Origin of the sequence: Priestia sp. YIM B13489 (assembly GCF_042787645.1) — a bacterium.
GTDB classification, from domain to species: domain Bacteria; phylum Bacillota; class Bacilli; order Bacillales; family Bacillaceae_H; genus Priestia; species Priestia megaterium.
In genome coordinates this window covers 4,500,648-4,516,060 of sequence record NZ_JBHZOQ010000053.1, presented here as the reverse complement: position 1 = coordinate 4,516,060, position 15,413 = coordinate 4,500,648, and the positions used below count along the sequence as shown (strand labels likewise).

Here is a 15,413-nt window from a genome sequence, read left to right as displayed (position 1 = left end):
TTTTTTTATGTATGCTCACGGATAAGCTGCTGATAGCTATTAAAAAGGGTAGGATATGTTAATTGGCTTAAAATGACGCATGAAAGCGTAGCAGACGCTAGAATAGTAAAAACGATAAGCAGCTGGAATTTGACAGCTTGTATCGGATCTGCCCCTCCAATAATCTGGCCTGTCATCATACCCGGAAGCTGAACGAGTCCAATTGTTTTTTGACTTTCTACAGTAGGAATCATGCTAGCTTTGATTGCGGCATTTAAAATACTATGAATAGCTTGTTTAGGAGTGCCGCCAAGCGCCAGAATCAATTGAATTTCGTCTCGTCTTCTATTTACTTCAGCATCTAACCGATTTAAAAATAAATTGGCCAAAATCATCGAATTTCCAATAATCATACCGCTGACAGGAATGATATATCGTGGAGTAGCAGGGATAATATGTAGTCCGAGCATAACGCTTTGGGTCAGGATTTCTACAATAAAAAGAGTGACAAATACACGAAAAAAAGCTTTAAATCCCTGCTTTTTTTTCTTTACAACATTTTGGGAAGCGACTGTCAGCATAAGGAATAAAATGAAGATCATAAAAGCAGGGTGATTCGCGTCAAAAATAAACGATAAAACATATCCGATTACTAACAGCTGAACGGCTGCTCGAATACTGGCAATAATAATATCTTTTTCGAGTCCTATACGAAAAGATTTTGATAAAAAAAGAGCAATAAAAACAAAAACAATGGTAAAAATCAGTGAAAGTGAACTCATAGAAAGGCTCCTTCAATAAATTGTTTTGTTTCAGCTTTTACAGGAGCATGAAAAAAGGTCTCTGTCTTGGCTTTTTCTACAATCACTCCGTTCATTAAAAGCCAGACTTCCTCTCCTAAACGTTTCGCTTGATCTAAATTATGGGTAACCCAAATAATCGTTTTATTCTGCTCTTTATGTAAATGAGAAATAAGCTGTTCAATTTCATGAGCAGAAGTGGCATCCAAAGCAGAAGTGATTTCGTCTAAAAGTAAAAGGTCAGAGCCGTTCGACAGCGTGCGGGCTAATGATAACCTTTGCCTTTGACCACCGGATAAATCTCTGGCATCCTGCTCTAACAAGTCAGGGGAAAGACCCGTTAAGGCACAGAGTTCTTCAGGCATAATATCCTGCTTGCCATGCAGTTTTTGAACAAGCATCATATTATCACGCACTGTTCCATCAATAACAGGAGCTGATTGAAAAGCAATGCCCACTTTTTTTCGTAAATCAGAAATAGTCCATTTGCTAATGTCTTTTCCATATACTTCAATACTTCCTTCATCAGGTGCAGAAAGTAAATTGCACATGGAAAGAAGGGTGCTTTTTCCGGATCCTGATGGTCCTACCATCATGACGAGCGAGCCTTGCATTACTGTACCCGATATGCCTTTTAAAACACTATGTTCTTTATCCTTAAATGTTTTATGAACGTCTGTAAATGTGATAGCAGGTATTGAATTGAACGTGTTCATAGTAACTCCTTTTTCATTCGTTTTGTTTATTGTAGCATAAGGGAAAGTATAAAAAGTTATTGGATGATATAAAAAAAGCTGTGAAAAATCACAGCTTTTAAACAGTTGTATTCACTTTTTGGCTGGCTTTTAAGGCATAATCTAAATCTTCAAGAAGGTCGTCGATTGCTTCTGTTCCAACCGATAGACGAATGAGTTCTGGGGTCACACCCGAAGCTTTTTGTTCGTCTTTAGATAGCTGTTGATGAGTGGTGCTTGCCGGGTGAATAATGAGTGATTTAGAGTCGCCGATATTGGCTAAATGAGAAAATAACTGAACCGAATCAATTAACTTAGCCGCAGCGTTTTTTCCTCCCCTTACACCAAAGGTTAAAATTGCTCCTTGCCCTTTAGGCAAGTATTTTTGTGCCAAAGAATAGGAAGGGTGGGAAGGAAGCCCCGCATAATTTACCCATTCTACTAATTCATGCTGCTCTAAAAATTTCGCTACCTTTAATGCGTTTTCGCTGTGACGCTCTAATCGCAGATGGAGTGTTTCTACCCCTTGAAGGAGTAAAAAGGAATTAAAAGGTGATAAAGCAGCTCCAATATCTCGTAAAAGCTGAACGCGCGCTTTTGTAATATAAGCAGCTTCACCGGCAGCTTCTGTGTATACAAGGCCATGGTAACTTGGATCTGGAGTTGTTAAGTCTGGAAATTTCCCGCTCGCTTCCCAATCAAATTTTCCACTGTCTACGATAACACCCCCAATTGCTGTTCCATGCCCTCCAAGAAACTTAGTAGCAGAATGAACGACAATATCTGCTCCGAAATCGATGGGACGAAGAAGGTAAGGGCTTGGAACCGTATTATCAATAATAAGAGGAATTCCATGTTCATGGGCAATGTCTGCAACTGCCTCGATGTCTAGCACATTTCCCTGCGGGTTTCCAACGGATTCAGCATAAATTGCCTTTGTTTTGGAAGTGATTGCACTTCTAAAATTTTCTGGATGATCAGCGTTTACAAATTTGACGGTAATGCCCAGTTTAGGAAGCGTAGACGAAAAGAGGTTATATGTTCCTCCATATAAACTGCTTGCTGATACAATTTCATCTCCTGCGGAAGCGATATTCAAAATGGAAAAGGTAGTAGCAGACTGACCCGAAGCTACTCCTAGAGCACCTACTCCGCCTTCTAACTCAGCAATTCGCTGTTCAAAAACGTCCGTAGTAGGGTTTACAATTCGAGTGTAGATGTAGCCTTGTTCACTTAAATTAAATAAAGATGCAGCATGCTCCGTATCTTTAAACCCAAATGAGCTTGTTTGATAAATAGGTACCGCACGCGAAAAAGTAGCCGGGTCAAGCTGTTGGCCAGAATGGATGGCTTGTGTTTCAGGACGAAATGGTTTCTTAGCAGACATTGAAACTCCTCCTTAAATATAAAACTTATAAAAAACATAGGAATAATAAACTTTAATCATAATATACGAATTCTATTGAATGATGTCAAATGATAATTTGAATATTTAGAAAATATAAATAAGATTAATGCTGTCATTCAGCATTAAGACATCTCTTTAATTTCTAAAAATACCATAAAAAATATAAAATGTAAGAAAAATGTCAATTAATTTGTATAATTATGTTAGAATATTAGGTGTTTGAGAGTTTCTTAGAAAGAGCCGATTTTGCTAGAAGACTTTAAAAAATAGTAAAAGACGGGTCTTAAGAGCTAATAACGAAACAAAATAAAAGGAGTTTGATTATGAGCACAGAAGTCAATGTATCTTCGGAAGTCCAAGAGAAAGGAAAGCCTTCTATTTTTGGTTTTATTACGAGTCCGGTTGTACAGTTTGAGAAAATGAAAAGCAGCCCGGTCATCTGGGGACCTCTTTTACTTATCCTCATCTTAACAGCTGCAACAACGATTCTAGCCGTCTATACCCCTCAGGGACAAGAGGCCCTGCAACAGCAAAAAGAAGCTGGCATTGAAGTGAATTCAACATTTAGTATGATTGGCGGAGCGATTGGCGGAGTGATTGCAATAGTTGCTACACTGGCATTCACGAGTTTGATTCTGTTTTTAATTGCAAAGTTAGGGACTGGAAAAACAACTTACCGCCAAATGTTTAGTTTGAATTTGTTTGTTACGTTCATCACAGCAATCGGTCAGCTAATTAATACGGGAGTAGCTGCACTAGCCCATACTTCAGCTAATGTGACTTCGTTAAATGGAATGGTTGGTGCGAAAGGTGCTATGGGAGGAGTGTTTACTTCCATTGAAATCTTTTCTATCTGGGGACTTATTCTGACAGCAGTAGGACTACAAAAAGTGGCAAATGTATCAAAAGCTGTTTCTATTATTACAGTGATTATTTTATTCATCTTAGGAGCCGCTATTTCAGGAGCTGGAGGAGCTGCTTCAGAAGCGCTTAAAGGAGCAGGGTTGTAAATGAAAAAAGGAATAATTATTACAGCTGTAGCAGTTGTTATTGTTGCGGTTATTGGGATTAACGTATATCGTGCACAAAGTGTAAGTGGGAAAGCAATCAATGTTCACGTAGCAAATATAAAGGAAAAAAAGTTAAGAAATACAGTTATGGTTCCGGGTATGTTAAAGCTTGCTGATGAGCAATATGTCTATTTTGATGCTGAAAAAGGCGAGGTTGAACGATTTCACGTAACAGAAGGCTCTCGTGTACAGCAGGGAACCTCTCTTGTAACTTACGAAAGCGATACGCTTGATTTAGAGCAAGAACAAAACAAGCTAGAAAAAAAATCCAGTCAGCTGCAAATTGACTCAGTAAGCAAACAGCTTTCTAATTTAAATAAAAAACAAAAAGAATTGGAAAAAGAAATGAGTAAGCAAGAAGCGAGAGATCAAATCGATACAGAGCGTACGCAGCTCAATCTCGATTTAGAAACGGCTAAAATTGATTTAGAACGAAACAAACTAGAAGCCAAATCAATTGCTAAAAAAGAACGTAATTTAGACGTAGCGAGTGATATCAATGGGACGGTGCTAGAACTAGATAAAGAAGCGGTTAATAACACAAGTGACGTTCAAAAACCGCTTATACATATTGGTAATACCGATGAATACTTAGCTACTGGTGTGCTGTCTGAGTACGATGCATTAAAAATTAAAACCGGTCAAGCTGTCAAAATTACATCAGATGTGCTGCCTGATAAAGAATGGGCAGGTAGCGTTAAACAAATTGACTATCTACCTCAGCAGCAGGCATCAGCAGAAGCCGGCAATGATGCAGCTAATCAATATCCAATTGAAGTAAAAGTAGATGACCAGGATATCACGATGATTAAGCCGGGATTTAAGCTGCTGCTTGAAATTGAAACAAGCAGTAAAAAGGCTTCATCTTTGCCAATAAAAGCAGTTGTAAATGAAGACGGAGAAAAATATGTATATGTGGTGAAAGATAAAAAGGCGGTTCGTAAGGAAGTAAAGATTGGAGAAACAACAAATAAATTTATTGAAATCAAAAGCGGCGTAACTTCTAAAGACAAAGTCATTACAAATCCTACCAAGAACTTAACTGACGGTGCGGAAGTGACTGTTCAATGATTGAGCTTGTGAATATTCATAAAAGTTATCATCTTGGCAAAGAGGAAGTGCCAATTTTAAAAGATATTAATTTGAAGATTTATGACGGTGAATTTGTTGCGATTATGGGACCTTCTGGCTCTGGTAAATCAACGCTAATGAACATTATCGGATGTTTAGACCGTTCGTCTTCAGGGTCCTATTTATTAAACGAACAAGAAATCTCTACTTATAGTGATGAGCAGCTTGCAAAAGTAAGAAATATTCATATCGGTTTTGTTTTTCAGCAATTTCAGCTGTTGCCGCGTTTAACAGCGGTAGAAAACGTAGAGCTTCCAATGGTATATGCCGGTGTAACGCGTAAGGAAAGACGAGCCAGAGCAGAAGCTGCGCTTGAAAAAGTAGGGCTGAGTGAGCGGATGAAACATTTACCGAGCGAGCTATCAGGAGGGCAAAAGCAGCGCGTTGCTATTGCTCGTTCTATTGTTAACAATCCGACGCTTATTTTAGCGGATGAACCAACAGGAGCTCTAGATACAAAAACAAGTGCTGATATTATGGAACAATTTTCTCAGCTTAATGCAGATGGCACAACGGTTGTAGTCATTACCCATGAACCTGAAGTAGCAGAATACACATCGCGTACAGTTATCGTTCGTGACGGTAAAGTGCTAAGTCATAGCGATAAGGAGAACGATAGCTTATGAGTTTGATAGAAAATATTCGCATGGCTCTCTCTTCGGTTCTTGCTCATAAAATGCGCTCTATTTTGACGATGCTTGGTATTATCATTGGCGTAGCGGCTGTTATTATCGTTGTAGCCATTGGTCAAGGCGGAGAACAAATGATTAAGTCGGAAATAACAGGAGCAAGCAATACAGTTGATGTATACTATCAGCCTCCTGAAGACGAGATGCAAGCTGATGACCTTTCAATGGCGGGTGAGCCCATCTTTACAGAGGATGATATTAAAGCTCTTTCGACTATTCCCGGAGTGAAGAATGTGGTGGCTTCTAGCTCAATGGGAATGGGGGTAAGATATAGAGACAAGGAATCTGATACGACTGTTAATGCTATTAACGAAGGATATATTGAAGTTAATCAGCTGGAAGTTTCAAAAGGAAGAATGTTAGACAGCTCTGACTTTTTATCAGGTAATCGAGTAGGTGTTATCACAAGCGATATGAAAAAAGAGCTATTTGATAAAAAAGAAGCCCTTGGACAAGTAGTATGGGTTCAAGGGCAGCCTATCAAAATTATTGGTGTAACAAAAAAGGCAACGGGCTTTTTAGCATTTGAAATACCGACCATTTATATTCCAAATAATACGTATAAATCAAGCTTCGGTAAGCTCGATTACACCAACCTTAGTGTTCAAGCGACAAGCTCTGATCAACTAAAAAAAGTAGGCAATGACGCAACGGATTTGTTAAATAATTTGCATGATGCGGAAGATGCTTACCAAGTGCAGAACTTAGAAGAAATAGCAGATAGCATTGGAAATGTAACGCGAATTATGACAACGATTATTGGATCGATTGCGGGCATTTCCCTGCTTGTTGGCGGGATTGGCGTTATGAACATTATGCTGGTTTCGGTAACGGAACGTACAAGAGAAATTGGTATTCGTAAAGCGTTGGGAGCATCTAAAAGACAAATTCTAACTCAGTTTTTGATTGAGTCCATTACCCTCACGTTAATTGGTGGTTTGCTTGGAATTGGTCTGGGCGCGGGCGGGGCAGCTCTTGTTTCGTTATTTGCTGGCTGGCCGTCATTAATTTCGTGGCAAGTAGTACTTGGAGGAGTGTTGTTCTCCATGACGATTGGCATTGTATTCGGCATGCTTCCTGCAAACAAAGCGGCGAAGCTAGATCCAATCGAAGCATTAAGATATGAATAAAGACATGCGTTCGCATGTCTTTATTTTAATTTAACGAGAACCAAGAAGATTTCTCGTTTTTCTTATTTATTACTTACTAGGGTTGATACGGGCTACGTTAATAATATCATGTATTTTCTCTACCAAATCGAGCATGAGAAATCCGTTTCCTTCAGAGCTTTTTCGATATCCAAGAGGAAGGGTTCTTCTTACAAGTTGAGCATAGATTTCGGCTTCGATTAAAGAACGGCCAAATTCCTTCTCACATAAGTTAATTAATAGAGCTAAAGCTCCTGCCACGTGGGGAGTCGCCATTGAAGTTCCTGAAAGAGTCGCGTACTTATTTTCCAAGTAAGTAGAGATAATGTTAACTCCCGGTGCGACTAGGTCCACTTCTTCATTTGCATTAGTAAAAGGGGCAAGATTTAAGCTGCTGTCCACTGCTCCTACTTGAATGACTTCGTTGTAACTTCCTGGATATGAATATTCAAAGGTTTCTTCGCGGTCGTCACCTTCATTTCCAGCCGCAACAACAACAGAAACATCTTTATTCACAGCATTTTGAACAGCTTCGTGCAGTTCTGGAACGTCTTGTGGTCCCCCGAGTGACATGGAAATAACTCGTGCTCGCTCATTTTTAGGACCGCGCCATTCGACGGCGTAGTTAATAGCGTCAATAATCCATTCGTAATTTCCCGATCCTTCACCGGTAAGTACTTTTAAGCTTAGAATTTTTGCTTTGGGTGCCACTCCTACTACCCCTTCATTATTGAGCGCAGCAGCAATGGTACCAGACACGTGAGTGCCGTGCCCATTATTATCTTCAAATACAGAAGCATCTCCGTCATAATCCGAAGTGAAGTTTCTTCCTCCGATAATACAATCTTTTAAGTCAGGATGATTTGTGTCAACACCAGTGTCGATAACTGCAATTACAATGCCTTCTCCTTGATTGCTTTGTTCCCAAATAGCAGGCGCTTGAATTAAGCTTACTCCTTTAGGCGTTTCGTTTGTTGAGTCGATAATCGACTCAATTGTATAAGGAATTAATTTGACTTGTAACGGTTGTTGAGTCATAGTCATCCTCCTTAAAATGAATTCCATAAAAATGGAAGTTACTTAATTATAAATTCCTAACTATTGCTATAAATTAAACACTTTTCATGCGAATCCTTTCTTTTTGAATAAAAAGACTCACAAAAGATGTGAGAAGAGGAAAAAAGACCCTGAAGACAAGCCCGATAGAGATTTTTAATGTTATCTGTGTATTCACTTTTAATGTTTATCTCACACTATAGAAGAAAGAAACTCCAAGAAAAATCACATAGGACTGGTAACTTTTGATATAATTACGAACGGTATGACATTCTCAAAATACATGATATTTATAAATATACATCAATTTGCAAATTACGAAGGGGCTGAGGATAGTGTCAACTTTAACGTCTCAATCGGTCATCAAATGCAGAAAGTATGAACTGAATTATGCGGACCGTACGCTTATTATGGGAATTTTAAACGTAAACCCGGATTCATTTTCAGATGGCGGAAAATACTACGATGTAGATAAAGCGGTTGCTCATGCTGAGGAAATGGTGAAGCAAGGAGCAGACATCATTGATATCGGAGGAGAATCAACTCGTCCTGGTTATACAAGAATTAGCGATGAAGAAGAGATTAAACGGATTGTGCCCGTTATTTCTGAAGTGGCTAAGCGCGTAGAGGTGCCGATTTCTGTAGATACATACAAGTCGGAAGTGGCCAAGCATGCGCTAGAAGCAGGAGCACATATTATTAACGATATATGGGGCGCAAAGGCTGATCCCAAAATGGCTCAAGTTGCAGCTGACTATAATGTTCCTATTATTTTAATGCATAATCGCCATGAGCCCAATTATACAAATCTGATTACAGATATGATAAGTGATTTAGAAGAAAGCATATCAATTGCAAAAGCTGCAGGAGTTCGAGATGATCAAATTATTTTAGATCCAGGCGTTGGCTTTGGAAAAACGGCTGCGCATAATGTAGAAGTGATTCAGCATCTAGATCATTTGACAAAGATGGGCTATCCTGTGCTGCTTGCTACTTCTCGTAAAGGATTTATTGGACAAATAGTTGATGCTCCTCCTACGGAAAGAATGGAAGGAACTGCAGCTACTGTATATGCAGGGATTGCACAAGGCGTTCAAATGGTTCGAGTTCATGACGTATTAGAAATCAAGCGCTTTGTAAAGATGGCAGATGTACTGGTAGGAAAACATATATTTCAGTTTTAATAATCATTTAAGCAGACGCGTAAGCGCTGCTTTTTTATTTTCCTTGATTTCCCCGGATAGAATACATGCCTTTAGATAAATTTAAGTAATATAAAGGTTATAAAAATGGAGGGTGAAAATGAGAGCGGTAACGTATCAAGGGCCTAATCAGGTAAAAGTAGCAGAAGTAGAAGATGCGAAGTTAGAGAAGAAAGATGACATTGTCATTAAAATAACGTCAACGGCTATTTGTGGTTCTGATCTCCATTTATATCAAGGAAGCATGCCATTGCCTCACGGTTATATTATTGGTCATGAACCAATGGGGATTGTGGAAGAAGTAGGACCGGATGTTACAAAAGTAAAAAAAGGAGATCGAGTTATTATTCCGTTTAACGTAGCGTGCGGACAGTGTGCATACTGTAAGGATGATTTAACGAGCCAATGTGATAATTCTAATCCACATTACGATTCTGGCGGCTATTTCGGTTATACTGAAAAGTTTGGAAATCATCCAGGAGGTCAAGCTGAATATTTAAAAGTGCCGTTTGGGAATTTTACACCATTTGTCATTCCGGAATCGTGCGAATTAGAAGATGAATCGCTTCTTTTTTTATCAGATGTGCTTCCAACTGCTTATTGGAGTGTAGAGCATGCGGATGTTAAAAAAGGGGATACCGTTATCGTACTCGGCTGCGGGCCAGTGGGATTAATGGCTCAAAAGTTTGCTTGGATGAAAGGTGCCAAACGGGTTATTGCAATAGATCATGTTCCATACCGAATGCAGCATGCAAAGAAAATGAATGCCGTAGAAACCTTTGATTTTACAGAATACCCAGATATGGGGGAGCACTTAAAAGAAATCACAAAAGGCGGAGCAGATGTGGTGATTGACTGTGTAGGTATGGATGGCAAAAAGTCGCCTCTTGAATATATTGAACAAAAATTAAAACTTCAAGGTGGAACGCTCGGACCTATTCAAATTGCGACAAAAGCCGTTCGTAAATGTGGAACCGTCCAAATCACCGGGGTATACGGAAGCAACTATAACAGTTTTCCGTTAGGAGCTTTTTTTGCTCGAAATGTAACTCTCAAAATGGGGCAAGCTCCTGTCATTCCCGTTATGCCGAAATTATATGATCAAATTGTACAAGGAGAATTCGATCCAAAAGAAATTATTACTCATAAAGTCGCTTTAGAAGACGCAGCTGATGCCTACAAAATCTTTAATGATCATCAAGATAACTGCATTAAAGTCATTTTAAAACCTTAAAATGCCATCTCTATTAGGTGAAGATTCCTGAGCAGTGAAGCTCGGGAATTTTTTATGTATGTAAAGTGGCGGAGGAAAATAATGCACGATTGGATGGTTGATTTTACATAATTTAGCTTTATGATAGAAAGAGAAGATATAGCGCTTTCATATTCTTATTAAATCGTGCTGCTTAAAATGAAATAAATAACATCTTGGTATTCAGTCTTATTCAATCACCGAAATATGGAGGAGAGAATGAATGAAACTAGCATTGCTTCTTGTCATTATTATCGGCGTTGCTGCCCTTGCAGGTACGATCAGTGCTGCAAAGAAAGTAGATGAAGATTACGGAAAATCTAAAAAGAAAAGTATAGTGAATTTATCTATTATTTACGGAGTCGTATTCATAGGATCAATCGTAGGAGTAGCGTGGTATATTGCAGTGAGACCATAAATAAAACGAACACTTCCGTGTTCGTTTTATTTTGATTTTAACGTTAATTCTCCGCTTGAAACAGCTGCATCAATAGGATATTTTCCATTTCCATGCTTTCCTTTTAATACATCTTCTGTCACGGTTGCATTGCTTAACTTAAAGTCATTGTTTATATAACCGCTGCTTACTTTTCCATTCACTTTAAAACCAGCGCTTTTCGGAAGAACCAGCACGGCATCTCCAGATCCTACATCTACAGAAACGGCCTCTTCTAGTTTTTTAAAATCCATATAGAGATCACCAGATCCAATACGCGCCTGAAGTTTTCCTTTATAGTTTGTTCCTTTAATTTCCCCAGAGCCTACAGCAAATTTAGCCGTTTGGCTTTCAACATTACTCAGCTGTAAATCTCCAGAATTGACATCCGTACGAAGAGAGGTGCTCCTCAAGTTTGAAATACTTGCATTTCCAGAACCTACTTTAATCGAAACATCTTTCAGCTGAAGTGCTTGCTCAGGCTGTGCAGCAACTTGAAGGTCCCCAGAACCTACCGTAAGCGCAAGGTTGTGGTGATAATCTCTAGGAATGTAGATTGTCACTTTTGTATTTGAAAAAATAGAAAGCCATTGAAAAGGACTTTTTTGATAAGTGACGACTAGGGTGTCTCCATTTTGCTTTACATCTACTTTTCCTTTACCTTCTACTTTTGTTTTAATATCTTGACGATCTTGCGGCACGACAGTTGTACTAATGCTTGGAGAGTCAATTTGAATATGCTGAATATCACTTGATAACGCCGCTTCAGACTTGGACGTCTTGAATGAACTTAACGACCAAGAGGAAGGTGCAAATGCAGTAGAAAAGAGGACTGCCGTACCACCTATTACTAAAATAAAAGCCAATATTTTTTTCATGTTATAACCCGCTTTCTACCTAAATTAAATTTGTTTTCTTCTACCATAAAGTGTAAATTGAAAAGCGGTTAATTTCAACGAACAGCAGGATTATTTTTTTCTACGTCTCAAGTCGTAAAAATGAAATATTTTTGAGGAATTAAATGAAAGGCGAAGTAGATATTTAAACATACTCATCAAAGAATCAATTTCTTTGTTTCAAAAATAGGAAAATAATTGAGTTAAAAGAACGGTTAAATTCACTTTTTTTGTGTAATTTTCTTATGAGTAGTTCAAAAGGAGTGATAAAAAAATAGAATTTTCATACCAATTTTATTATTCCGAAAAACTTTTAAAGTGTTGATTATTAAAAAAATAAAGGGTAGAATTTGTTCATATCAATTGAATACAGCTAAGATTACGATCTTGTATATTATCAGTAATATGGTCTGATAGTCTCTACCTAGTAACCGAAAAAAACTAGACTACAAGAAAGTTTGGATATAAGCAGCAAAAAGAAGGGCGTATTCTCATGAGTACAGTCTTCTTTCAAAGCTCTTACTTTTCATACTTTCTGTTATTGTCAGAATTTATGAAAAGTAAGAGCTTTTTTGTTTTTCAAATACACACCTGGGAGTGGCTTGCATGTACTTTTTATTAAATTTATTAGGCGTTTTTGTCGTAATGGGTGTCGTCTTTTTATGTTCTCCTAAAAAGAAAGAGATAAAGTGGCGTCCAATTGCTTCACTGCTAGTCGTTGAAGTCCTCATTACTTGGTTTATGTTAGGAACTTCAATTGGAACATGGATTATTAATAAGATTGCTTCGTTCTTTACTTGGCTAATTTCCTGTGCTAACGATGGAATTGCTTTTGCGTTCCCATCCGTAATGGGAAATGAAACGGTTGACTTTTTCTTCAGTGCATTACTGCCTATCATCTTTGTCGTGACATTTTTTGATATTTTATCTTACTTTGGTATTTTAACGTGGATTATTGATAAAGTAGGCTGGGTCATTTCGAAAGTTTCTCGTTTGCCTAAATTAGAAAGCTTTTTCGCTATTCAAATGATGTTTTTAGGAAATACGGAAGCATTAGCGGTTATTCGTAATCAGCTTTCTGTGTTAAAAGACAACCGTTTGCTTACGTTTGGAATTATGAGTATGAGCAGTATTAGCGGATCTATTATCGGTGCTTATTTAACGATGGTTCCCGCTACGTACGTGTTTACAGCAATTCCACTGAACTGTTTAAACGCGCTTATTTTAGTGAGCTTATTGAATCCAGTTCATGTTACAAAAGAAGAAGATATGATTTACGTACCGCCAAAGTCGGAGAAAAAAGACTTTTTCTCTACCATTTCAAACAGTATGTTAGTCGGAATGAACATGGTTATTGTTATTTTAGCGATGGTTATTGGATATGTAGCTCTTACATCTGCGCTTAACGGTATTTTAGGCGTTATCGTAGACGGCTTGACTGTACAAAAGATTTTCTCTTATATCTTTAGTCCATTCGCATTTTTACTAGGGCTAACGGGACATGATGCAATGTACGTAGCTCAGCTGATGGGTATCAAGCTAGCAACAAATGAATTCGTGGCAATGATGGATTTGAAGAAAAATCTAGATACACTTCCACCGCATACGATTGCAGTTGCTACAACATTCTTAACATCTTTTGCTAACTTCAGTACGGTGGGTATGATTTATGGGACGTATAATTCTACTTTATCAGAAGGTAAATCAACGATTATTGGAAAAAACGTATGGAAACTGCTTGTGAGCGGTATCGCTGTTTCGTTATTAAGTGCTATGATTGTTGGATTGTTTGTTTGGTAAAAAGTTAAAAAAGCTGTGCTTTCGTCTTAGAAAGCACAGCTTTTTTCTTGTTGCATCACCTATTCATTTGCAGAAAAATGGTTATGAATATCCACAGTAAAAGAAAATCACACTATTCAAGAAAAATTCATTTTACTTTTGCAGAAAAACATTTTAAATCTAGTGAGCATTATGTTAAGATTACAAAAGGCTGTTTCATTTAAATTGAGAACACCGCATAAATATGTAAGTAAATATGCATAGAAAACAAAGGTTTATTAATTTTTTTCTAGGTAATATCTCGTAATAAATAGGTTGAAAGGAAATGTCGTTAATATGATAGAAGGACAACAGCAAACAAATGAATTAAAAAAGACGATGAAAAGCAGACATTTGTTTATGATTTCGCTCGGCGGGGTTATCGGTACAGGTTTCTTTTTAGGAACAGGATACACGATTAGCCAAGCAGGAGCGATTGGAGCTATCCTTTCGTTTATCGTAGGTGGCTTCATTATGTACTTAACAATGCTTTGCTTAGGGGAACTTGCAGTAGCAATGCCAGTTTCCGGTTCGTTTCAGACATATACAACAAAATTTATTGGCCCTGGTGTTGGTTTCGCTTTTGGATGGTTATATTGGTTGGGCTGGGCTGTAACGGTTGCATTAGAATTTTTGTCAGCAGGTCAGCTTATGCAAAGATGGTTTCCTGATTCTCCTGTATGGATCTGGTGTGCTATATTTGCCCTTTTATTATTCTCATTAAATGCACTGTCAGCTAAAGCGTTTGGTGAAGCGGAGTTTTGGTTTGCCAGCATTAAAGTGTTAGCTATTATTTTATTTATCGTGCTTGGTGGAGCTGCTATGTTTGGTTTTCTTCCATTAAGTAATGGAGACAGCGCACCGCTTTTCTCTAATTATACAGCTCACGGTGTGTTTCCTCACGGAATTAGTGCCGTGTTGATTACCATGATTACAGTTAACTTTTCATTCCAAGGCACGGAGCTTATTGGTGTAGCGGCTGGGGAAAGTGAAAACCCAGACAAGACTGTACCAAGAGCAATTAAACAAACGGTATGGAGAACGCTTGTATTTTTTGTACTAGCTGTAGCTGTCTTAGCGGGTATGATTCCGCTTGAAAAAGCAGGCGTAGTTGAGAGTCCATTTGTTGTTGTATTTGACCAAATTGGTATTCCATATGCAGCAGATATTATGAACTTTGTTATCCTAACGGCACTGTTATCTGTAGCTAACTCAGGTCTTTATGCAGCAACGCGTATGCTGTATTCATTGTCAAAAGATAACATGGCAAGTTCAGCTTTCATGAAAGTAAATAAACGCGGTGTGCCGATGAATGCCCTGCTTTTAACATTAGGCATTGCGCTTTTATCTTTACTTTCAGGATTCTTTGCTCAAGAAACAGTATTTGTATGGCTCATTTCTGCAGCGGGTTTAGGCGCACAAATCGGCTGGATTACGATTGCTGCATCACTGCTTGCATTTAGAAAAAGATATATAAATCAAGGAGGGCAAATCGAGGATTTAAAATTTAAAGTCCCTCTTTACCCAGTATTACCTTTAATCGCATTAGTATTAAATACAATCGTATTGGGAAGCATGGCATTTGATGCAGAACAGCGAATGGCACTGTATGTCGGTATTCCACTAGCGCTGCTGTTTTATGTTTATTATCACGCACGTGTAAAAAAGAAAGTTGATTTATCTATCAGCCGTCAAGAAGTGCAGCTTAAAGATGACAAAAAAGTAATTTTATAAAAATCAAAAGACGCAAAAGCTCAGGTTTTTGCGTCTTTTTTTATTGTTTATTTGTAAACT

Annotated in this window: 14 protein-coding genes and 1 riboswitch; of the genes, 9 read left to right on the top strand and 5 right to left on the bottom strand. The window is 38.1% G+C overall.

Going from position 1 to position 15,413, the window contains the following annotated elements; genetic code table 11:
• Window positions 1-5: 5 nt before the first annotated feature.
• The 3 genes from ACFX4W_RS29090 to ACFX4W_RS29080 form a co-directional block, all read right to left on the bottom strand.
• Complete coding sequence (locus tag ACFX4W_RS29090) at window positions 6-761, bottom strand: ABC transporter permease (RefSeq protein ID WP_043980330.1); 756 nt, start codon at window positions 759-761, stop codon at window positions 6-8.
• Window positions 758-1,495 carry an ABC transporter ATP-binding protein gene (locus ACFX4W_RS29085; RefSeq protein ID WP_043980327.1) on the bottom strand — a complete coding sequence of 246 codons (738 nt, stop codon included), beginning with the start codon at window positions 1,493-1,495 and terminating at the stop codon, window positions 758-760. The genes ACFX4W_RS29090 and ACFX4W_RS29085 overlap by 4 nt, the downstream gene beginning before the upstream one ends.
• A gap of 97 nt (window positions 1,496-1,592) precedes the next feature.
• Window positions 1,593-2,900, bottom strand: a complete 1,308-nt coding sequence (locus tag ACFX4W_RS29080) for a homocysteine synthase (RefSeq protein ID WP_043980325.1) — start codon at window positions 2,898-2,900, stop codon at window positions 1,593-1,595.
• A 344-nt stretch (window positions 2,901-3,244) separates the two neighbouring features.
• Between ACFX4W_RS29080 and yknW the strand changes: the two genes are divergently transcribed.
• The 4 genes from yknW to ACFX4W_RS29060 are packed head-to-tail and all read left to right on the top strand — an operon-like array spanning window position 3,245 to window position 6,941.
• Window positions 3,245-3,931, top strand: a complete 687-nt coding sequence (yknW, locus tag ACFX4W_RS29075) for a YknW family membrane protein (RefSeq protein ID WP_043980323.1) — start codon at window positions 3,245-3,247, stop codon at window positions 3,929-3,931.
• Complete coding sequence (locus ACFX4W_RS29070) at window positions 3,932-5,062, top strand: efflux RND transporter periplasmic adaptor subunit (protein ID WP_043980321.1); 1,131 nt, start codon at window positions 3,932-3,934, stop codon at window positions 5,060-5,062.
• On the top strand, window positions 5,059-5,748 hold the full coding sequence (locus ACFX4W_RS29065) for an ABC transporter ATP-binding protein (RefSeq protein ID WP_013081850.1): 690 nt from the start codon (window positions 5,059-5,061) through the stop codon (window positions 5,746-5,748). The genes ACFX4W_RS29070 and ACFX4W_RS29065 overlap by 4 nt, the downstream gene beginning before the upstream one ends.
• A complete protein-coding gene (locus tag ACFX4W_RS29060) occupies window positions 5,745-6,941 on the top strand; it encodes an ABC transporter permease (protein ID WP_043980319.1) in 1,197 nt (398 codons plus the stop codon). Before ACFX4W_RS29065 ends, ACFX4W_RS29060 begins: the two co-directional genes overlap by 4 nt.
• Window positions 6,942-7,010: 69 nt before the next feature.
• On the opposite strand, the gene ACFX4W_RS29055 is transcribed toward ACFX4W_RS29060, so the two are convergent.
• Window positions 7,011-7,997: a S8 family peptidase gene (locus tag ACFX4W_RS29055; RefSeq protein WP_165575530.1), complete on the bottom strand. Its 987-nt coding sequence runs from the start codon at window positions 7,995-7,997 to the stop codon at window positions 7,011-7,013.
• A gap of 353 nt (window positions 7,998-8,350) precedes the next feature.
• Here ACFX4W_RS29055 and folP point away from each other — a divergent pair, with 353 nt between their 5' ends.
• From folP to ACFX4W_RS29040, 3 genes are all read left to right on the top strand, one after another.
• Window positions 8,351-9,199, top strand: coding sequence for a dihydropteroate synthase (folP, locus tag ACFX4W_RS29050; protein ID WP_080781637.1), 849 nt, complete (start codon window positions 8,351-8,353; stop codon window positions 9,197-9,199).
• Window positions 9,200-9,317: 118 nt separating this feature from the next.
• Window positions 9,318-10,451, top strand: coding sequence for a zinc-dependent alcohol dehydrogenase (locus ACFX4W_RS29045; protein WP_043980312.1), 1,134 nt, complete (start codon window positions 9,318-9,320; stop codon window positions 10,449-10,451).
• 241 nt (window positions 10,452-10,692) lie between these two features.
• Entirely contained in the window at window positions 10,693-10,887 is a 195-nt protein-coding gene (locus ACFX4W_RS29040) for a hypothetical protein (protein ID WP_013055532.1), read from the top strand.
• 26 nt (window positions 10,888-10,913) lie between these two features.
• Here ACFX4W_RS29040 and liaG read toward each other — a convergent pair whose 3' ends face one another.
• Window positions 10,914-11,783 (bottom strand): LiaG family protein, encoded by an 870-nt coding sequence (gene liaG, locus ACFX4W_RS29035; protein WP_043980308.1) that lies wholly within the window; start codon window positions 11,781-11,783, stop codon window positions 10,914-10,916.
• 385 nt (window positions 11,784-12,168) lie between these two features.
• Window positions 12,169-12,270, top strand: a riboswitch (purine riboswitch).
• 137 nt (window positions 12,271-12,407) lie between these two features.
• On the opposite strand from liaG, the gene ACFX4W_RS29030 reads away from it, so the two are divergent.
• Both ACFX4W_RS29030 and ACFX4W_RS29025 read left to right on the top strand, forming a co-directional pair.
• A complete protein-coding gene (locus ACFX4W_RS29030) occupies window positions 12,408-13,601 on the top strand; it encodes a NupC/NupG family nucleoside CNT transporter (RefSeq protein ID WP_013055534.1) in 1,194 nt (397 codons plus the stop codon).
• A gap of 315 nt (window positions 13,602-13,916) precedes the next feature.
• Window positions 13,917-15,353 carry an amino acid permease gene (locus tag ACFX4W_RS29025; protein ID WP_043980305.1) on the top strand — a complete coding sequence of 479 codons (1,437 nt, stop codon included), beginning with the start codon at window positions 13,917-13,919 and terminating at the stop codon, window positions 15,351-15,353.
• Window positions 15,354-15,413 lie beyond the last annotated feature (60 nt).